Below are 19797 nucleotides of genomic sequence, written 5' to 3'. Positions count from 1 at the left end.
GGTTGCTGCGTCGAAGAGGCTGCAATACCCAGGTGTGTTGCAGCCCTGCACTCAGGGCGGACAGCTGGGACACCTGCCAATCTAGCTGTCCCAGCCATTTGTGCAGGCCAGAGCTCCAACCGGACAGTCGGACACATGGGACAGGACTTGTAGCCGCCACGGCTGCGCTGCGCCTGTACAGATGGTGGCAGGGTGTCCCGGCCGGGACCACCCACGGATGAGCGCCGCTTTGGGAGTTCGATCCAAGCGCGGACCGGCCGCGTCCCTGCGTGATCGCGCCCAACATGGCTAGCCGTGCACGAGTGCCCACGTCCGGCATCGTTGATGTCACCCGCGGATGTCAACGGGAGCTAGCGCTTCTTGCGGATCTTGCGCTTTTTCTCCTTGGCTTCCTTCTCTTTGCGCTGGGCCACGCCGTACGCAGACCACGGTCCCTGATGCGCCGGGCACCGGGAGGTGCCAGTCACCACCGTCCGCTGGCATCGCCCTCCCGCTTTAGTTGGCGCGCCACACTTCGCCATGCTGCTTCGCACCTCCGGTCTCGACACTAGTACGTGAAGCTCTAGGCACCGTGGCCCGGTTCCTGCGGGGATAGAAGGCGCGTGAAAAGTAGGACTGGTGCGCGTGGGCGCACAGCGAAGCCATCAGCTTGGGAAGCTTAGGTCTTCTATGGGCGCTTGCTTGGCTGACCTGTGGTGGAGCGGTTACGGCGGCTGGCTGGCCGACGACCTGGTCCCCGCCATTCCCCGTGGTTCCCCGCACGACTTGGCACGGTTCTGGCACGACCCCTCCGTCCCAAATGTTCGACTGGGTGCTCGACCGCGGTGCCTGCTGAGCCGCTGGCTGATGAACGGTGGACCGGCCGCGGAACCTGGCGAAGTCGGTCACGGTGGAGTGAGGCGTCCAGTTCAGCTGTCGTACTCGTGGATCTGGGGGCGCTCCTGTCGTTCCCCGTCGTCCCGGCGTTCCTGAGTAAGCCGGTCGGCCTGATCGGTCTCGTGACAGGGTGCCGGTGGCAGGGCGGTGAGCAAGTTGTCCAGCTGTGTGCGGAGGTGCAGTAGACGCGCCCGTTGCGAGGTCTCTCCCGGGGGAGGCTCGGTGGGGGCGAAGGACAGCAGGACCGGTGTCCAGTCCTCCGTGAAGCGGATCAGGCCCCGCAGCGCCGGTTCACGGTGTCCTTCCGCCGCCGGACCAGGGAGCGCGGCGGGTAGCAGGTGCGGGCAGAAGCCGGCGCCGGAGCGGTCGGGTGCAGCTTTGGACGGTGGGGTGAACGCCTTGATGGCGGCCGCGCGGAAGGCGTCGTACGCCTCCGCGGCTCCCGTGTCGGCTGGAAGGACCAGCAACAGCCGGGCAGGTGGCAGGAGGCGCACGGCCTCGGTCAGTTGCCACAGGGTCTCGGGCTCGGTGCCGGCGGCGGGGATGAGCACCAGGCGGGCCGGCGGGAGGGCTGCGAGGAGAGTGGTCTGCCAGTCGTCCGGCGGCAGGGGCAGATGCCACAGGCTGGTGAACCGGGTCAGTTCCTGAGGTGGGCCTACGACCCGGAAGTAGCCCGCCGGATTGAAGAGCGTGCCCAGGTCGCTTTCTAGCGGCCCGCCCCACAGGGAGCGCGGTTGATCGTCGTCGCCGCGCGGCCGCAGGTACAGCACGTTCGCTTCGCGGTTGAGGTCCTGGGGGAGGCGCGGGCGTTCGCAGATCCGCAGGACGAGTCTGCGGTCCCGGACCGCCCGGACGATCACCCAGATCGCGAGACCGATGTGCATGGCGGTCACTTCGAGCACGTCCCGGACGGTCCGCATGTAGAAGCCGGCGACGACGTTGTTGACGATAAGGACGACGAGGAAGCGCAGGCGGTGGGCGGCTCGGGCGAGCAGCCGTTCGGTGGGTGCTTCCACGACCTTCAGGAGCGTGACCCAGCTGCCTAGCCCCGCGACCGCCCGCCCGGCGGACACGGTGTCGATCCACTCCTTTCGCGAAGAGCGGGGCTCCCATAGCGGCCTGCGGAAGGTGGCCGCGTCCAGGGGCTCGCCGGTCTCGTCGTGATAGCGCTGGAGAACCCAGATGCCAACCCCGAGGCGTCCCGGCCACCGCATGATGTACCGGGTCACGAACCGTGCGATACCCGAGGGCCGCGTCGGGGCCCCTTCCCGGTCCGCGTCAGGGAGCCGGATCTCCGCCGTGTCACGTCGTTTGCCGCGCAGGACAGCGGTGACCTGCGCCATCGTCCCGAGCACGGAGAGCAGGCCGCCGACGAAAGCGCACTTCTGTGAGAGGTGAGCGCGGTCCCAGAGGTCGGGGACGACGACGGTCAGCAGAACACCGACTCCCAGGGTCACGGCCGCGACGACGTGCCAGTGCCAGCGGAAGGTCCAGGGGAACACGGCCCTGCCCGGCAGCCCGCGTTCGACTCGGCTCAGCAGAGGATAGACCTGGTGGCGGACAGTCGTCCGCCACCGGGTGTGCTGGGTCATGCCGCGTTCGGCGGTGGGGTCGAGAGGCGCGAACTCGGCCGTCCAGTCGGTGTCGAAGCGGACCACGCCGCGCAGAGGCAGCCCCGAGGTCGCCTTCAACGGACGTCGCAGCGGCGGGCACGGGGGCAGGATGGGTGGAGACGGCAACTCCGTCCCGGTCGCGCGAAGTTCCTCAGCCCGCCTGGCGAAGTACTCGGTGGCCGCCACCCGGAAACGTTCATAGCCGTTGGGCTCGCCGCAGACAAGCAGCACAAGGCGGGACGGGGGTACCAGGCGCACAGCCTCGGTGTACTCCCACAGCGTGCCCTCGGCGCCGCCCGCGTCCCGTTCGATGCCGGCGACGAGGACCACGAGTCGGGCCCGGTGGATCGCCTCGGTGACCTCCTGCTGCCAGGCATCCCCCGCCCCGGAGACGTACAAACGCCCGGCTCCCTGCGGAGGGAAGGACTCCCAGGGGCGGCCCACCGCGATCACGGTGCCGAAATGACCGAACAGCCGCGTGAGCCGGGCCTCCCAGGTGTCATAAAGGACGCCCAGATCGCCGTAGCCGAAGTGGTACGCCAAGGATGTCCAGGTATTGGCGCCGCCCGCCGGGTCCGCCTCGGACAGCATGTCGTCGACGGCGAAGGGCCGGAGGTAGAGGACGTACTGGCCGTCCTTCATCTCCTCCCTGACGTCCCGGCCGACCAGCCGTCGGACCAGCGAGTTTTGCGCGCTTGTCCTCATTGAGTTGAACATCCACACCAGGCAGACGAGGCCCCCGAGGGCGAGCAGGGCCACGCACCAAAGGGGCCATTTGTCCTCCAGGGTCCTGCCGATGAGGTACAGGAACAGCGGGAGGAAGATTCCGGTGGTGAGCCCCGACACGGCGCTGAGCATGGTGAACAGCCCGGCGTGCCGGGCGGGGGAGGAGCGGCCACGGCCGTCCCGAGACTTCGCCATCCGGTCATTACCGCAGATACGAGGTGCCCGGGCAATAGGCTGAACTCCAGCCGAAGCAGGCACATTTGGGCACCTTTGGGGCGCACGACCGCTGTGGCGCCGGCCATAAGGTGCACCGCTGGCGCTTCTTGCGGATCTTGCCGACAGCTCTTTCCTGCTCCCCCGAACCGAATATGTGACACGTGCACGAAGCGCGAGCAAGAGACGCGATCAGGCCACGGAGAAAGACCCTGTGGCGACACCTCGGAGGGAACCAATCCATAATGCAAAATCAAACATTAGTTTGGATTTGACGTATCATTCAAGAGGGCGATCCTGAAGAAATCAAACACTAGTTCGTTTTTGCGTGGCATGGTCAGACAATTGACCAGCATCTTTGCTCGGCGGGGCGACACGACCTGCAGGTAGGTGCTACAAGAATGGAACCGTTACGGCGCGCCCCGGGGGGATCTGTGAGTGAGGCACCTGAGCAGGAAAAGATCGATCAAGAGACCGGGTTGTCGGGGGGAGACAGCTCCGAGACGAAACCCAAGAGGACGCGTAGTGCGGCTATCAACCGCCCCTACCCGCGCAGGACGCTAGAGGAAGCGCTTAGAGTCCCTCAGGCACTTAAAGAGTACAACGGGGGTAATCCATGGCCGCCGGAACAAGTCGCTAAGGCACTTGGAGTCGGCAAAGGAAGTAGCAATTTCTTCTATCTAACCGCAGCCTCGCGGGATTTCGGCCTAACTTCCGGTACACGTGACAGCCCACAAATCACGCTCAGCGCTCTGGGAAGGCAAGCCGTTTACCCGTCCTCACATGAGGACGAACGTGAATCTTTGTACAAAGCATTCTTCTCAGTAGAGATATTCCACCGGATCGTAGATCACTTCAACGGATCCAAACTTCCCGAAGAGCGGTTCCTCACAAACACGCTTCAGACGAGTTTCGGCCTCCCACCCGAAATCCACAGCGAGTTTCTCGACTTGTTTGAAAAGAACTGTCGCTTCATTGGAGTCGGTTCAGACTTCGAAATAGGCGCACGAGGATCCGGTCAAACGCTGCAAGCGACTCTGGAAGAATCCGCATCCAAGACACCCGGCACGGCTACACCTCCTGTCGGCGATACCGAAAATCCGCCAACGTGCTTCGTAATCATGCCGTTCTCGGAGCGAGATGATTCACATGCCGTTGGTTTCTTCGACGAAGTATTCGAGGCACTGTTCAAGCCGGCCGTAACGAATGCCGGTTTTGAGATCACGACTGCCCGCCGCCAGGGTTCTGACATCATTCATTCCACGATTGTGACGGAACTTCTGGATGCCGACTTGGTCCTTGCCGATCTGACGGAGCATAACCCGAATGTGCTCTTCGAACTTGGCATGCGAATGGCCGAGGACAAGCCGGTAGTGTTGGTGCGCGCCAAGGGAACGGGGCCGATATTCGACGTCGACAACATGCTGCGTGTAGAAGAATACAACCCCAATCTATGGACCAGTACAGTGGCTAAAGATATACCGAAGATCGAGGCTCACGTAATGGCCGCTTGGGAAAATCGCGACACCGCTCAGACGTTCCTAAAGATTCTCAGACAAGCTTCCAAGTAGCCGCCGGTTTCGGGTTGGAGCTCTTCCTGTTGGAGCATCCGCGTGCACGCGCCAGGAGCGCCGACGAGGGGCAAGGGGCGCCCTCCCCTCCCTTGCCTCTCTTCAACCATAAGTGGGCGAACGTGGCCATATTTAGCAAATCGTTCGCCTGTTCGGCGCCAAGATCCCCCAAGGGCACCCATAACTTGCCAGTCTCTTCTACGCTGGACGCAAACGTGCTGTCTTTCTAGGGGTGGGTAGACAGATGCCTCGCAGAAAATGCTTCATCTCGTACCACCATAATGATGAATCCGAGGTTCTTCGTTTCATCCAAGGATTCGACCACGCTCGCGACAGTTTTATCGCGCGGGGTATCGGCGCTGGAATGCCCGGCGACGTGATTCAAAGCACTGATCGTGATTACATTATGCGTCGAGTGCGGGAATCGTATCTTCGCGATAGCACTGTTACTATCGTGATGATCGGAAGATGTACTTGGGCGAGGCGTTACGTCGACTGGGAGATCGCATCAACTCTCCGTAACGATGCCCGCAACACTCGAAGCGGCCTTATGGGCATCGTTCTCCCTTCTGCTTCAGCGGCCCCAACCGCGCCTCCCCGCCTTTCAGATAATCTTGCCGATGGTTATGGCGGGCGCACGTATGCTCACTGGTATCACTATCCGCGGGATGTGAGTCAACTGAGTGAAATGATCGAGACTGCCTATTCTGCCCGAGAATCTGTGATGCCAAATAATAAGCGCCTGCTGTTCTCGCATAACCGGACTTGCGTATAGCCGTGACCTCCGAACCGCGACTCACAGACAGCGAACTTCCGGAACTTTTTCGTACTGCTGATGCTGTGTCAATCCAGGGGCAGCGGGTTTATATTAGGGCAACAAAAATCAGGCTAACCTTAGCTGTTGCCGCAGCGGCGTTTGCCACTATCAGGATAGGGATCGGCGATAGATGGGATCTTGCGGCACTCGTCGTCGCCAGCGCATTCATTGCGACCCTGATGGTGGAATTTTGGCTGCTTACTCGTAACCCGGAACGCGACTGGTACGACGGCCGAGCCTTGGCGGAATCGATTAAGACGCTATCTTGGCGCTACTCGGTTGGGGCTGCACCATTTATCTCCACCTCTCCCGACATGGAGACTGAAAGGCGTTTTATTCAGGAAGTGCAAAAGCTCATCGATGAAGCTCCGGCGGACTCCATAGTGATATCAGACCCTGTGCGAGTTACCGAGCACATGCGCGCTCTCAGGAAGAAGGATTTACCGCTCCGTAAGCGCGTGTACCTTGAATCTCGCATTCAGGATCAACTCAAATGGTACTCGAGTAAGGCAAAGTTCAATTCGAGTCGAGCTCGCGGTTGGCGTTTAGCGTTGATCTCGATCGAAGGAACAGGGATCATAGCCGCTCTACTTAAAGCGAGCGGCGTCATTAACTTTGATCTCCCTGGAGTTCTAGCGGCACTACTGGGGGCAGGCTCAGCATGGTTTGCGGTTCGCCAGTACGAAGCGCTAGCTCGAGCTTATAAGTTTGCCGCGAACGATTTGAGTACAGTGTATGCCAGACTCCAAAGCATCGAAGAGGAAGATGTCTGGGCACGCGAATCTTCAGATGCTGAGGAAGCGATTAGCCGAGAGCACACAATGTGGCGGGCATCGCGTGGAGCGCTACCCACTTGATGCAGACGCCAATCGGTCGGTGTAGCGGCTTTGGCGCGAGTGATCATGGCCCGTAAGCTTCCGGCGCGTCGGGCAGGTAGTGGACCTGCCCGGTAAAGCACGACGTTGGGGCCATGATCTTCGAGGCTCGCGCCAAAGTGGCTCCGTAAAGCCGCGGAGCCGACCGCCCCAGCCACGACGTGCCCCCTTCTTCTCTGGCGTCAAGCGGCTGATTGCTGTGCGCGCGGCACGGGCGCCGGCCGGGCTGGAGCGGGGCGGAGACAGGAGCGCAGGCCCGGCCGGGGGCCGGGCCGCGCCTGACCATCGCCTGGCTCATCGGCTGCCTGGAACCGTCCGTACCCGTCCCCGCACCGTTCCTCACCGGCCCGCAGGGGGCGGGCAAGTCCACCGGCGGCCGGATGCTGGTGCGGATCATCGAGGGGATGAGCGGTGACCTGCGGCGGGCGCCGAAGGACGAGGAGAACATGATCACGGCCGTCGCCGCCGGGTGGGTCACCGCCCTGGACAACCTCTCCCACCTGCCCCCGGACCTGTCCGACCTCATGTGCTGCATCGTCACCGGCGCCGAGAGCATCAAGCGCGCGCTGTTCACCGACGGCGACGTCGTCCGCTCCCGCTACCGGCGCCCCATGCTCCTGACCGGCATCGATGTCGGCGTCATCCGCCCCGACCTCGCCGAACGCCTCCTCCCGCTCCGTCTCGTGCGGCCCCGGGTACGGCGGACCGAGGCGGAACTGTGGGCGGAGTACGTGGAGATCCTGCCGGTCGTTCTCGGCTCCCTGCTGGACCTGACGGTGAAGGTGCGGGCCGCCCAGGCGGACACCCCCACCGACCTGCGGATGGCCGACTTCGCCCACCTGTGCGCCCAGCTCGATGCGGCTACCGGCTTCGGCTCGCTGGCCACGTACCGGGCCAGCCTCGATGACCTCAACGACGACGTCATCGAAGGTGACCTGCTGGCGCAGACGGTCCTGCAGCACGCTGCCGGGCTCGACGCGGGCGCGGAAGTCCGTATGACGTCATCGGAGTGGCTGCACTGCCTCACCATCCTCTACAGCGGTGAGGAGTGCCGTCCCCTGCCCAAGGGCTGGCCCACCACGGGCAAGGTCCTCTCCGACCGGCTCAAGCGGCTACAGCCGACCCTCGCCGCACGCGGCGTCCTCATCGACTGGGGCCGCACCAGCTCCGCCCGCTACATCGAGATGACCCGCCCGCCCCTCCCGCCAGCGAACGAGCAGGAAGCGGCGTTCTGACCCGCGCCACCACGGCGCCGCACCGAACAAGCAAGAGGAGCACCCCCCGCCCCGCGTGCTCCTCTTGCTGCTCCGGCGGCTTGCCGCCGCTGCACAAGTCGCGCCGCAAGGCGGCTCCTTCTTCACGTCCTGAGCCGAACCGCACCACCACAGACACCACCCCCCTCTTCTTTTTCCTAAGAGAAGAGACGCTGCGTCACCCGCGTCACCACGGACCAGAAAACGGCCCCTGACCTGTGGCTAGATCGGTGACGCAGACGGCCGACACCTACGTCATCCCGCGTCACCCGCGTCGCGGGTGACAGAACCCCGCCCCGCCCTGTGACACGCCCCGACCGGCCCGCGTCACCGCATAGCAGCAGGTCAGAACCACAAATGACGTGCGTGACGCGATGACGCAGAATCCCGCACCTCGGACAGACGCGGGCCCTTCGACCCCTACGGCTGGCAGGTGGCCACCTACAACGGCACCACCCTCAACCACTTCGAATCACACTCGTCTGAGTCGTGACTCATCGCGACTCAAACCCCCTCCCACCCGCTCTAAGTCGCGATAAGTCCGAACTCAGAGCAATGTGACTCCAACTCCCGGAGGACACAGTGACGCCGCCCCATGTCCTTGAGGAGACCGACCCCCGCGCCATCCTCCGCGGTGGTCTCCCGGACCGGTACCTCACCCCCGACGACATCGCCGAGACGTTCGAGGTGCCCCTCGAAACCGTCTACCAGTGGCGCAAGAAGCGGACCGGCCCGCCCGGCTTCCGCATCGGCAAGCACCTCCGCTACGACCCAGCCGACGTGCATGCCTACGTCACCCAGCGCAAGGACGCCGACCGAAACGCCGCGTAGCTGAACACCCGCCAGAGACAGCAGGGAGAGCCGTTGGCGACGGCTCTCCCTGCTGCATGTCGAGAGAGGACCGCCGCCGCATGGCTGGCCACATCCAAGATCGCTGGTACAAGACCGAAACCGATGCCAACAGCAAGCCCCGCCGCGTACGAACCGAGCGCCACGGAACGGGCCTGCGCTACCGAGCCCGCTACATCGGCCCGGACGGAACCGAGAAGAGCAAGTCATTCCCTGACGGACAGAAGCGGCTGGCTGACCAGTGGCTCGTCCACATCGAGGCGGACATGTCTCGGGGGCAGTACATGGACCCTGCCGCCAGCAAGGTGACCTTCCGTCAGTACGCCGAGAAGTGGCTGAGCACGCAGACCACCGACATGACCACGCGAGAGTCCGTGGAGTCCGCGATTCGCGGCCACGTGATCCCCTACCTGGGACCGCGACCGCTCGGCTCGTTCAAGCCCGAACACATCCGGGACTGGCTCAGCGCCCTGGAACGGGCTGTACCTGCGTCGTCGTACCGGCGCGTGATCTACAACAACGTATCGACGGTCCTCAATGCGGCTGTCGACGACGGTCACCTGTCGAAGAACCCATGCCACGCACAATCGGTGCGTCCGCCTGCTGCGGGCACTGGTCGCGTTGTGCCGTGGAGTGCAGAGCGGGTCTTCGCCGTACGGGCAGCGCTGCCAGAGCGCTTCCGCGCGACCGTCGGCCTCGGAGGCGGATGCGGACTCCGGCAAGGAGAGATTTTCGGGCTTCCCGTCGATGAGATCGCCTTCGACTCCGGATGGCTACACATCATGAATCAGGTGAAGGTGACGAAGGAGGGGCTCGTATTCGCCCCACCGAAGCGGAGCAAGGTCCGCGACGTCCCCTTGCCGGACCGCGTGGCGCACGCCCTCAAGCAGCACATGGAAGCGTTCCCCCCGGTAGAGATCACCCTGCCATGGCTCCGGGTAGGCGGTCCGCCTGTCACGAAGCGGCTGCTGTTCACCCGTCTCGATGGCGCGGGTGCGGTGCGGCGGACCGACTTCAATGACCGCGCATGGAAACCCGCCCTCGTCGCAGCTGGGGGTGATCCCCCAGCCGAGGCCTGGGAAGCGCCACCAGGCCGCCCGCGAACACGGCATGCACGCTCTTAGGCACTTTTACGCCTCGGTACTGCTGGACGCCGGCGAGAACGTCAAGGCACTGAGTCAGTACCTCGGACACAGCGATCCGGGGTTCACTTTGCGGATTTACACCCATCTGATGCCAAACAGCGACGCGCGGGCAAGGAAGGCCGCAGACCGCTTGTACCAGAGCACGGGAGCCGACAACGGGCCCCTTCAGTTGGGCGACGCTGACCAGCGCTCGGAAGCGTAGAGCTCGACGAAACGGACGCCGTCTGCGACGCGGGCGGAGTCGAGTGGCAGCCTCTACTCAGCCGCGTGACCATTGACATGTAGGAGGGTAGGGGGCCCGAGAAGCGCAGGGGAGCAGCATGAACGAAAACGACGAGCTGCTCTATCTGATCCTTGAGCAGGACATCGAAGAATACGAGCAGACTTGGTGGCAGAACGAGCCCCGAGTGGCGAAGATGTGCGACCTCATCCCGGGTCTCCACGCAAAGCTAGAATCAATTACCGAACCTGACATCGTGGGAACGGAAGATGTCTACAGGCACGAGGAAATCTGGCACGACGATAGACTCCCTGACCAAACGTCAGCACGAGTCAGGCTCCCTGACCCCAAGGCCCGCAGCCAGCAAGCGAGCGTCTTCATACTTTCAGGCATTCCAGGTGCCGGCAAAACATCCCAACTCGTTCCACTCGCTCGCAAGTACCAAACGGCGCACGGAACTTCGCAATACAGTCTTGTGACCCTCTGCGCAGACGACGTTGGCGCAGCGCTGCCTGAGTACGCCTCAGGCTTGGGTGCATCGGTTGTTCACGAAGAAGCCTGCTACATCACTTACGAGGGCGACCATCCACGCGCAAGGAAGTGCACAGCCGACGTCGCGATCGACAGTATTGGTCGACCCGCTCACATGGCTGATTACATAAGGGACTGGTCCGCCGTCGGCCGGAAGGTCCATATGCTAGTCGCGGTCTGCAATGTCGACGTCGCGATCGATCGCATGAAGCGGCGCGCCATCGAGACCGGCCGACGGGTTCCACAGAGGGTCATCGAGTCCGCCGCTGTGGATGTACAGACCGTAGTTGACGCGATCAAGGACGGTAACTGGGATGTACCTTCCTGGATCATCGTGGACACAAGCAGCGACGGCGAGCTCAGCACGGTTGCGAGGACTGACGACTGGGCATTCGCCCCGTAGCCTCGACAAGAATCGCCCGCGTGTGGCATAAAGCATCACACAGCGATCGTTGAATTCAGTAGGGTGACCAGATCGGAAGGAGGCGGCAGATGTTGCCAGAGAGTCTGATCAAGGCCGAGATCAAGCTGCGAGAGGCCGATGACGATCTCGCCGCCGCCCTCGCGCACGGAACCGATGAAGAAAAGCGGGAAGCCCGCAAGGCCTGGCGCGCTGCGCTGCGCGACAAGCGCAATGAGGTCAAGCTAGCTTGCGAGGCGAGGCGCCCTGAGATCGAGGCGAAGCGCGCCGAGCTGGCAAAGGAGCGCCGCACGACACACGAGGTGTTCTGACACAGCTCCACAGGCCCCTCCCGCTCAGCCAGGAGGGGCCTTTTGTTGCGGCTTAAATGAACCTGCAACTTGGTGCCCGCGACGCACGCAGCGCGGACACTTGGTTACCCGGGCTCTCCAAAGCCGGGCCGACGGCGGCGTCTCGCGCCCGCCGTCGGCAAGCTTCCACCCTCCCGTCCCCGACGGCCCAGGCACGGCCCAGGACGGACGCGAAGAGGCAGACGCGGGAAATGGCTAGCCCCGACGATTCAGCAGCTCGTCTCAGCCGAAACCCCTCTCACCTGCCCCTACAGCACCGGCAGGTTCTTCCGCAGTTCGAACGCCGTGACCTCCGAGCGGTACTCGTGCCACTCGGCGCGCTTGTTGCGCAGGAAGAAGTCGAAGACGTGCTCGCCGAGGGTATCGGCGACCAGGTCGCTGCGTTCCATCAGGGTCAGGGCCTCGCCGAGGTTCTGCGGCAGGGGCTCGATGCCCATCGCACGGCGCTCGGCGTCCGAGAGGGCCCAGACGTCGTCCTCGGCTCCCGGCGGGAGTTCGTAGCCCTCCTCGATGCCCTTCAGGCCCGAGGCGAGCAGGAGGGCGTAGGCCAGGTACGGGTTCGCGCCGGAGTCCAGGGAGCGGACCTCCACTCGCGCGGAGCCGGTCTTGCCGGGCTTGTACATGGGGACCCGGACGAGGGCCGAGCGGTTGTTGTGGCCCCAGCAGATGTAGGAGGGGGCCTCGCCGCCGGCGCCCGCGGTGCGCTCGGAGCCGCCCCAGATGCGCTTGTAGGAGTTCACCCACTGGTTGGTGACCGCGGAGATCTCCGCCGCGTGCTTGAGCAGGCCGGCGATGAAGGAGCGGCCGACCTTGGAGAGCTGGTACTCCGCGCCGGACTCGTAGAACGCGTTGCGGTCGCCCTCGAAGAGGGAGAGGTGGGTGTGCATGCCGGAGCCCGGGTGCTCGGAGAAAGGCTTCGGCATGAACGTCGCGTGCACGCCCTGCTCCAGGGCCACCTGCTTCATGACCAGGCGGAACGTCATGATGTTGTCCGCGGTGGAGAGCGCGTCGGCGTAGCGGAGGTCGATCTCCTGCTGGCCGGGGGCGCCCTCGTGGTGGGAGAACTCGACCGAGATGCCCATCGACTCCAGCATGGTGATCGCCTGGCGGCGGAAGTCCATGCCGACGTTGGTCGGGGTGTGGTCGAAGTAGCCCGAGTTGTCGGCCGGGGTGGGGCGGGTGCCGTCCAGCGGGCGGTCCTTCAGCAGGAAGAACTCGATCTCGGGGTGGGTGTAGAAGGTGAAGCCCAGGTCGGAGGTGCGGGCCAGGGCGCGCTTGAGGACGTAGCGCGGGTCCGCGAAGGACGGGGAGCCGTCCGGCATGAGGATGTCGCAGAACATGCGGGCGGTGCCGGGGGTCTCCGCGCGCCACGGCAGGACCTGGAAGGTGGACGGGTCCGGCTTGGCGATCATGTCGGACTCGTATACACGGGCGAAGCCCTCGATGGCGGAGCCGTCGAAGCCGATGCCCTCGTCGAAGGCCTGCTCCAGTTCGGCGGGGGCCACGGCGACGGACTTGAGGAAGCCCAGCACGTCCGTGAACCAGAGGCGTACGAACCGGATGTCGCGCTCCTCCAGGGTGCGGAGCACGAACTCCTGCTGCTTGTCCATCTTCAGCTTCCCCATCCTTGCTGGTCAGGCCGCCATTCCCCGGGTGTCCCCGGAAGCGGTCGGGCACCTGAGCATCACACCACAACACCGTTTCGGGCGCGTTGCGGACCTTGATCGCCCGGCCGACCTCGACCTGAACGCCTTGCGTCCTACAGGTGTACTGCTCTGTCGCCCATCTTGCCTGCTCGCAGCGACATCCGTAATGGCCGGTCCGCTTCCTGCGTGAGCGAGACCACCCCGATTTAATTTGCATCTAAGATGCAACTTTTCATACGGTGCCGATCAGTCGAGCCATGAGGAGCCCCGATGCTGTCCGAGCAGTCCGCAGTCACCGTCCGCGCCAGCCTTCCGGCCGTCGGCGCAGCGATCGGCGAGATCACCGAGCGCTTCTACGCCCGCCTCTTCGCCGCCCACCCCGAACTGCTGCGCGGCCTCTTCAACCGCGGCAACCAGGCCTCCGGTGCCCAGAAGCAGGCCCTCGCCGGCTCCATCGCCGCCTTCGCCACCCAGCTGCTGGAGCGCCCGGACCGGCGGCCCGACGCCCTGCTCGCCCGCATCGCGCACAAGCACGCCTCCCTCGGGGTGGCACCCGAGCAGTACCCCGTGGTCCACGAGCACCTCTTCGCCGCCCTCGCCGAGGTCCTCGGCGAGGCCGTCACGCCCGAGGTGGCAGCCGCCTGGGACGAGGTGTACTGGCTGATGGCGAACGCCCTGATCGCCATCGAGAAGCGGCTGTACGAGGAGAGCGGCGGCCGCGGCCTGCGCCCGTGGGAGGTCGTCGAGCGCATCCCCGAGACCGCGGACGTCGTCACCTTCCGGCTGCGGCCGGCCGACGGGGGCCCGGTGGCCGGCTTCCGCGCCGGCCAGTACGTCTCCGTCGCCGCCGCCCTGCCCGACGGGGTCCGGCAGATACGGCAGTACAGCCTCTCCGGGGCCCCGGCTCCGGCACTCAGGCAGATCAGCGTCAAGCGCGTGCTCGGCACCGCGGCGCCCGACGGCGAGGTCTCCCACCACCTCCACGCGCGCGTGCGCGAGGGCGACGTCCTGGAGCTGTCCGAGCCGTACGGCGAACTGGTGCTCGGCGACGCCGGCGACCGGCCCCTCCTGCTCGCCTCCGCGGGCATCGGCGTGACCCCGATGGTCGCGATGCTCGCCGCTCTCGCGGCCGACGGCCACCGCGCGCCGGTCACGGTCGTCCACGGCGACCGCTCCCCCGCCGACCACGCCCTGCGCACCGACCACGAGACGTATGCCGCCGAACTCCCGGACGCCCGCGTGCACTTCTTCTACGAAAACGCCGCGGAGCCCGGCACCCGCACCGGCCTGGTCGACCTCACCGGCATCGCCGTGCACCCCGGCACGCGCGCGTACCTGTGCGGCCCGCTGCCCTTCATGCGCGCGGTGCGCACCCAGCTGATCGGGAAGGGTGTGGCTGCGGCCGACATCCACTACGAGGTCTTCGGGCCGGACCTCTGGCTGGCCCAGGACTGAGCGCGGGAACCGAGCACAGGAACCGAGCGCGGGAACCGAGCACAGGGACCGAGGCCAGGGCCGAACGGCCGCCCGCCCGGGTCACAGACCGAACCGCCCGGGTCACAGACCAGGCCGCCCCAGGTCGCAGGCCGCCCGCCCGGGTCACGGACCAGGCCGCCCGGGTCGCAGGCCGGGCGGCCTAACATGCCCCCCATGGCGATGTTCGTGCACCTGACCTCGGCGGCGAACGCACCCCGTGTCCGGCGGTCCGGCATCCGTGCCGTCAGTCACGGACAGGGCGGTGTGCGCGGGGTGTTCTGCTTCCCGGTGCTGCCGTCGTACACCCTCACCCACCAGTGGCTGCGTGAACTGGCGCGCTCCGGCAGCCGGGGCGGGCTGGTGGCGGTCCAGGTGCGGCTGGACGACGGCCAGGACGTACTGGTCGGGCGCTACGGGGATCGGGCGCGGGGCGCCCAGGCGGCCGTCACCGCGGCCGAGGCGGTGCGCCGGATCGGGGCGCTGGAGGATCCGCGCGGCTGGGAGGTCTTCGTGCCCCGGGCGATCGGGCCGCGCGAGGTCCACCGGATCCGCACCGCGCCGCAGGTCGCGGGATGGCGCTACTGGCCGGACGCGCACGGCGTGCGGCCCTGCACCTGCCTGGGGTGCCGGGTGCGCGGTGAGTACGGCTCGCGGCGTCTGCGCGAGCGGCTGCCGCATCCGCTGGACGGTCCACCGCCGCCGGTGAGGGTGCTGCTCGCGCGGGTCGCGGCGGCCGGGGATCCGGGTGATCCCGCCGCCCTGCGGGAGGCACTGCACTGGTTCGGCATGCGGCGCCGGGGCCCGCTCGCCCCGCTGGGCCGCCTCGCCGGCCATCCCGACCCCGGGGTGCGGGAGAACCTGGTGTGGGCCGTCGGCCGCTGGTCCACCCCGGGCGTCGCCGAGCTGCTGGAGAGCCTCGCCGACGACCCGCATCCGGACGTCCGCGAGGCGGTGGAGACGGTCCGCAGCGATCCCTGACTCAGGTCGCTCCCCGTCGGGCCGGAGCTGCTCGAAGGGGAGGGCAAAGGGGAGGGCGCGGGGTGCTGAGCACCCCGCGCCCCCTGGCCGTGCGCTGTGATCAGTGGCCGCGGTACGACTGGACGTAGCCGTCCGCGGGCGAGCCCACGCCGGTGACGTCGTCGTAGCCCTTGACCGCGGACAGCGAGCTGTCCTTGCCGAGGCTGCGGACCGAGGTCGCAAGGCCACCGGTGGCGTCCAGGCCGTTCACGAAGTCGATACGGGCCACCGCCAGGCCGGAGCCGGTCGGGTTGTCCGTGACGTCGTGGAACACGCCCTTCTTGCCGTACTTGGAGTAGATCGTCGGGTTGGCGAAACCGATCGCCTTGCCGCCGCCCGCCTCCTGGGCCAGCGCCTGGACCGCCGCGATCACCGGGGCGGCCAGCGAGGTGCCGCCGATGCGGTACTCGCTGTACTGCTCGGAGCCGTCCGGGAAGGTCTGGGTCTGACCCACCAGGAAGCCGGTGTTCGGGTCGGCGATGGCCGCGATGTCCGGGACGACGCGGTTGCCGGCGGCGTTGTTGGCCGTGGCCAGCGCCTTCGGCACGACGCCCTTCTGGTAGTACGGCTGCGGGACGTTCTTGCTGGTGCCGCCGCCCGCGCCCGAGGTGAAGGCGCCGGGGAAGCCCTGCCAGCTCTTGCCGTCGGCCGACAGGGTCGCCTTCTCGGTGCCCCAGCCGGTCTCCCACTGGTACTTGTCGCCCTCGCCGACGGCCAGCGAGGTACCACCGACCGCCGTCACCCACGCCGAGTTGGCCGGGGTGTCGACCTGCTTCGTCCCGGACTTGGCGACCTGGTCGCCGTCGTCGCCGGAGGAGAAGTAGAAGCCGATGCCCTGGACCGCGCCCAGCTGGAAGACCTGGTCGTAGGCGGCCGCGAGATCCGGCGTCTGGTTGGCCTCGATGTCGCCCCACGAGTTGGAGACGATGTCGGCCAGGTGGTTGTCGACGACCTTGCTGAGCGAGTCGAGCAGATCGTCGTCGTAGCAGGACGCGGCGCCCACGTAGGTGACATCGGCGTCCGGCGCGACGGCGTGCACGGCCTCGACGTCGAGGGTCTCCTCGCCGTACCAGCCGGCCGCGCCGCACTCCTTGGTCTTGGTGTAGGTGTTCGGCAGCGCCTGGTGCAGCTGGCCGGTCTTCCAGGCCGCGTCACCGTTCTTCAGCGCGTACTTGCCCGCGTCGAAGGCGATGGTCGGCGAGGCGTACGCGTCCGTGATGGCGACGCGGACGTGCTTGCCGGTGTACTTGCCGGCGCCGTAGACGGAGCGCAGCTGCTTGCCGGTGTACCCCTTGACCGCGTACGGGATCTTCTGGCCGTAGGCGTCCGGGAGGGTGGTGGCGGTCTTCGAGCCGTAGTACGAGGAGAACGGCCCGGCGTTCTTGAACACGGCGTCCGGCGGCGGCAGCTGGTCGTCGTGGTTCGACTTGTGCGGCGCGCTGTCCAGGCCGGTGACGGTGAGGACGGCGCCCTTCAGACCGGCCGGTGCGGACGCGGTCTTCGCGGGAGCGCGGTAGGTCTTCCCGCCCTTGGTGAAGTTGTGCAGCTGGGTGCCGAACGCCTTCTCGGCGGCGGCCACGTCACCGGAGACGGCGACGTAGTGCTCGGTGACCTCGGTGACCTGCAGTCCGGCCGACTTCAGCCAGGACTTGACCGCCGCCACCTGGGCCTTGGTGGCACCGAAGCGGGCCTGGGCCTTCTTGGGGCTCAGGTACTTGCCGTACGACGGCGAGCTGGGGTCGGACACGGCCTTGGCGTAGGCGGCGAGTCCGGCCCGGTCCCGGCCGGCCAGGTAGACCCGGGCGTTCACCCGGGCGGCGTCGGCGGTGGAACCCTTGTCCGCCTTGGCCGTGGCCCACGCGGGCTTGGTGCCCGCCAGCGCGTCACGGGCCGGGGTGTCCGCGGCGTGCGCCGCGGGTATGCCGAGCGCCAGAGCACCGGCGATCATGGGCAGAGTTGCTGCCATGCTCACACCGGCGCGCGCCTTGGCACGGTTGGATCTCATAGAACCCCCTGCGATGCGGTTCGCATGCATGTAGTGGTCGGTACGTCATGGATCCGGGCGCGGGCCCGCGGCGGCGTCGACCCGCGAATGGATCACAAGATGGGGGCCACTCTCTCGATGAACCGTTCATGCCAGGGGAACGCAAAGGTCAAGAGAAACCCAAGGAACGTTCAGGTGAGGGGTTTTGACGCTTTCGTCCGTGCGAGGCGTCAGGAACGGGCCTGCGCGCCGCGTTCCTTGAGCATGCCGGCCATCAGCTCGATCTCCGACTGCTGCGCGTCCACCATGCCCTGCGCGAGCCTCTTCTCCACGCCGACGGTGCACTTGGCGGCACACCCCTCGGCCATGTGGATGCCGCCCTTGTGATGGTCCGTCATCAGCTGGAGATAGAAGATCTCCGCCTGCTTGCCGTTCAGCGTGCCGAGCTTCTTCATCTCGGTGTCGGTCGCCATGCCCGGCATCAGCGCGCCGTCCTTGCCGGAGGCCATGTCGCCCATGCCCATCCAGGTCATCGGCGGATCGGCCGACACCTTCGGCAGCCCCCACAGATCCAGCCAGCCGATCAGCATCCCGCGCTGGTTGGCCTGCGTCTGCGCGATGTCGTAGGCGAGGCGCCGGACCTCCTCGTTCTTCGTACGGTCCCGCACGATGTACGACATCTCGACGGCCTGCTGGTGATGGACGGCCATGTCCCGCGCGAACCCGGCGTCGGCCGACTCGGCCGTGGGCGTCTTCGGGCCCGATCCGCCGCCCTCCTCGGCGACCGCGTACGTGATCGCCCCGGCCGCGACGAGCGCCGCCGCCGCGGCGCCCGCCACCCAGCCGATGTGCTGCCGCCTCACTTCATCGCCCCGCCGGTGCACGAGGCGCCCGGCTCGGGCGTCTGCTGCCCCTGCACATAGGTCGCGAAGAACTTGTTCACCTCGGGGTCGCTCGCGCTCTTCACGGCCACCTGATGGCCCCAGGCCGACAGGATCAGCGGGGCGTCCTGGTTCTCGTAGGGGCTCATCAGCGAGTACGGGGTCTTCTTCACCTTGGCCGCGAGCGCGTCGATGTCCGCCTTGGCCGCCTTGCCGGTGTACGTCACCCAGACCGCGCCGTGCTCCAGCGCGTGCACGGCGTTCTCGTCCTGCACCGGCTCGGCGTAGACGTCGCCGTTGCAGTTGAGCCACACCGGGTTGTGGTTGCCGCCCACCGGCGGGTGCATCGGGTACGACACCCTGGTCGTCACATGGGTCCGCGCCAGCTTGCCGGACCAGGTCTTCACCCCGTCCTTGCCGGTGGTGAAGTGCCCTGAGTCCCCGGCGCTCTTGGCGTCGCCGCTCACCGTCGAGTCCTTCTTGTCCGACTGGGAGTTCACCAGGACCACACCGCCGACGACGAGACCGGCGACGACCACGACGCTGGCCGCGACGACGAGCACCCGGTTGCGGCGCTCGCGGGCGCGCTCGGTGCGCCGCATCTCTTCTATGCGCGCCTTGCGCTCGGCGCTGCTGCTGTTCTTCGCGGAACCCATGAGGCCAGTCCTTCTGGGGAAAAGGGACATGAAGGGTGGGGCCCGCTGATCGTAGTGGGCACGGTGTCCTGTGCCGTAGGGAGGGCGTCACAGCCGGGACGGTTTTGAACCACGGATGCGCATTACCTACCCTCGCGGTATGCGGCTGCTGCGCTCCACCGATCTGGCCCTGAGGGTCCTGATGCGGCTTTCCGTCGCCGGCTCCGCCAGCCCCACGACCCGCCAGGTCGCCGAGGACATGGGCGTGCCCTACACGCACGCCGCGAAGGTCGTCGCGGAACTCCAGCACCTCGGCCTGGTCGACGCCCGCCGCGGCCGGGGCGGCGGCCTCTCCCTCAGCGAACGGGGCCGTGACGCGTCCGTGGGAGCGATCGTCCGCACCTTCGAGGGCGAGGGCGACGTGGTGGAGTGCGAGGGCACGACCCCCTGCCCCCTGAACTCGGCCTGCCGGCTGCGGGGCGCGCTGCGCCGGGCCCAGGAGGCGTTCTTCGCGACGCTGGACCCGCTGACGGTGCGGGAGATCGTGGCGGATCCGACGGGCCCCCTGCTGCTGGGCATCTCCAGGGGACCGCAGGACGGCTGAGGGCCTCTTCCCGGCGTGCGGCCGTCTGTCCCAAAACGTCCTTGATCGACGCCGACGCGCTCCTGAAGGCTGGAAGACCTCCGCCCGGCTGGAC

General features: G+C 66.5%; 16 protein-coding genes and 1 pseudogene. 12 read left to right on the top strand and 5 right to left on the bottom strand.

The window, feature by feature from the left end; genetic code table 11:
- Positions 1–908: 908 nt before the first annotated feature.
- Positions 909–3410: a hypothetical protein gene (locus ACFZCP_RS41275; protein WP_391441237.1), complete on the bottom strand. Its 2502-nt coding sequence runs from the start codon at positions 3408–3410 to the stop codon at positions 909–911.
- Positions 3411–3862: 452 nt separating this feature from the next.
- Here ACFZCP_RS41275 and ACFZCP_RS41270 point away from each other — a divergent pair, with 452 nt between their 5' ends.
- The 9 genes and pseudogenes from ACFZCP_RS41270 (at position 3863) to ACFZCP_RS41230 (ending at position 11421) form a co-directional block, all read left to right on the top strand.
- Positions 3863–4999 carry a hypothetical protein gene (locus tag ACFZCP_RS41270; protein WP_391441235.1) on the top strand — a complete coding sequence of 379 codons (1137 nt, stop codon included), beginning with the start codon at positions 3863–3865 and terminating at the stop codon, positions 4997–4999.
- A gap of 244 nt (positions 5000–5243) precedes the next feature.
- Positions 5244–5774, top strand: coding sequence for a TIR domain-containing protein (locus ACFZCP_RS41265; protein WP_391441321.1), 531 nt, complete (start codon positions 5244–5246; stop codon positions 5772–5774).
- A 2-nt stretch (positions 5775–5776) separates the two neighbouring features.
- Positions 5777–6673 (top strand): DUF4231 domain-containing protein, encoded by an 897-nt coding sequence (locus ACFZCP_RS41260; protein WP_391441232.1) that lies wholly within the window; start codon positions 5777–5779, stop codon positions 6671–6673.
- A gap of 296 nt (positions 6674–6969) precedes the next feature.
- A pseudogene (locus ACFZCP_RS41255) lies at positions 6970–7926 on the top strand (ATP-binding protein); the annotation flags it as partial.
- Between the two features lie 600 nt (positions 7927–8526).
- The gene (locus tag ACFZCP_RS41250; RefSeq protein ID WP_391441229.1) at positions 8527–8775 is read left to right on the top strand and encodes a helix-turn-helix domain-containing protein; all 249 of its coding nucleotides are present in this window, start codon (positions 8527–8529) and stop codon (positions 8773–8775) included.
- A gap of 80 nt (positions 8776–8855) precedes the next feature.
- Positions 8856–9917: a tyrosine-type recombinase/integrase gene (locus tag ACFZCP_RS41245; protein ID WP_391441225.1), complete on the top strand. Its 1062-nt coding sequence runs from the start codon at positions 8856–8858 to the stop codon at positions 9915–9917.
- A complete protein-coding gene (locus ACFZCP_RS41240; RefSeq protein ID WP_391441222.1) occupies positions 9811–10140 on the top strand; it encodes a tyrosine-type recombinase/integrase in 330 nt (109 codons plus the stop codon). Before ACFZCP_RS41245 ends, ACFZCP_RS41240 begins: the two co-directional genes overlap by 107 nt.
- A 118-nt stretch (positions 10141–10258) precedes the next feature.
- Entirely contained in the window at positions 10259–11092 is an 834-nt protein-coding gene (locus tag ACFZCP_RS41235; RefSeq protein WP_391441216.1) for a zeta toxin family protein, read from the top strand.
- 89 nt (positions 11093–11181) lie between these two features.
- Positions 11182–11421, top strand: coding sequence for a hypothetical protein (locus ACFZCP_RS41230; RefSeq protein WP_391441211.1), 240 nt, complete (start codon positions 11182–11184; stop codon positions 11419–11421).
- Between the two features lie 287 nt (positions 11422–11708).
- Here ACFZCP_RS41230 and ACFZCP_RS41225 read toward each other — a convergent pair whose 3' ends face one another.
- The gene (locus ACFZCP_RS41225; RefSeq protein ID WP_391441318.1) at positions 11709–13070 is read right to left on the bottom strand and encodes a glutamine synthetase beta-grasp domain-containing protein; all 1362 of its coding nucleotides are present in this window, start codon (positions 13068–13070) and stop codon (positions 11709–11711) included.
- A 306-nt stretch (positions 13071–13376) separates the two neighbouring features.
- On the opposite strand from ACFZCP_RS41225, the gene ACFZCP_RS41220 reads away from it, so the two are divergent.
- On the top strand, positions 13377–14561 hold the full coding sequence (locus ACFZCP_RS41220) for a globin domain-containing protein (RefSeq protein WP_391441208.1): 1185 nt from the start codon (positions 13377–13379) through the stop codon (positions 14559–14561).
- 195 nt (positions 14562–14756) lie between these two features.
- Positions 14757–15560 (top strand): HEAT repeat domain-containing protein, encoded by an 804-nt coding sequence (locus tag ACFZCP_RS41215; RefSeq protein ID WP_391441204.1) that lies wholly within the window; start codon positions 14757–14759, stop codon positions 15558–15560.
- A gap of 100 nt (positions 15561–15660) precedes the next feature.
- On the opposite strand, the gene ACFZCP_RS41210 is transcribed toward ACFZCP_RS41215, so the two are convergent.
- From ACFZCP_RS41210 to ACFZCP_RS41200, 3 genes are all read right to left on the bottom strand, one after another.
- Complete coding sequence (locus ACFZCP_RS41210) at positions 15661–17604, bottom strand: protease pro-enzyme activation domain-containing protein (RefSeq protein ID WP_391441200.1); 1944 nt, start codon at positions 17602–17604, stop codon at positions 15661–15663.
- 209 nt (positions 17605–17813) lie between these two features.
- Complete coding sequence (locus ACFZCP_RS41205) at positions 17814–18446, bottom strand: DUF305 domain-containing protein (RefSeq protein ID WP_391441198.1); 633 nt, start codon at positions 18444–18446, stop codon at positions 17814–17816.
- On the bottom strand, positions 18443–19120 hold the full coding sequence (locus ACFZCP_RS41200) for a DUF3105 domain-containing protein (RefSeq protein WP_391441195.1): 678 nt from the start codon (positions 19118–19120) through the stop codon (positions 18443–18445). Before ACFZCP_RS41200 ends, ACFZCP_RS41205 begins: the two co-directional genes overlap by 4 nt.
- A gap of 139 nt (positions 19121–19259) precedes the next feature.
- Between ACFZCP_RS41200 and ACFZCP_RS41195 the strand changes: the two genes are divergently transcribed.
- Positions 19260–19703, top strand: coding sequence for an Rrf2 family transcriptional regulator (locus ACFZCP_RS41195; protein WP_391441191.1), 444 nt, complete (start codon positions 19260–19262; stop codon positions 19701–19703).
- Positions 19704–19797: the final 94 nt, after the last annotated feature.

This window comes from Streptomyces sp. NPDC007971 (assembly GCF_042958635.1).
GTDB lineage: Bacteria > Actinomycetota > Actinomycetes > Streptomycetales > Streptomycetaceae > Streptomyces.
This window is presented reverse-complemented; position numbering and strand designations above follow the sequence as displayed.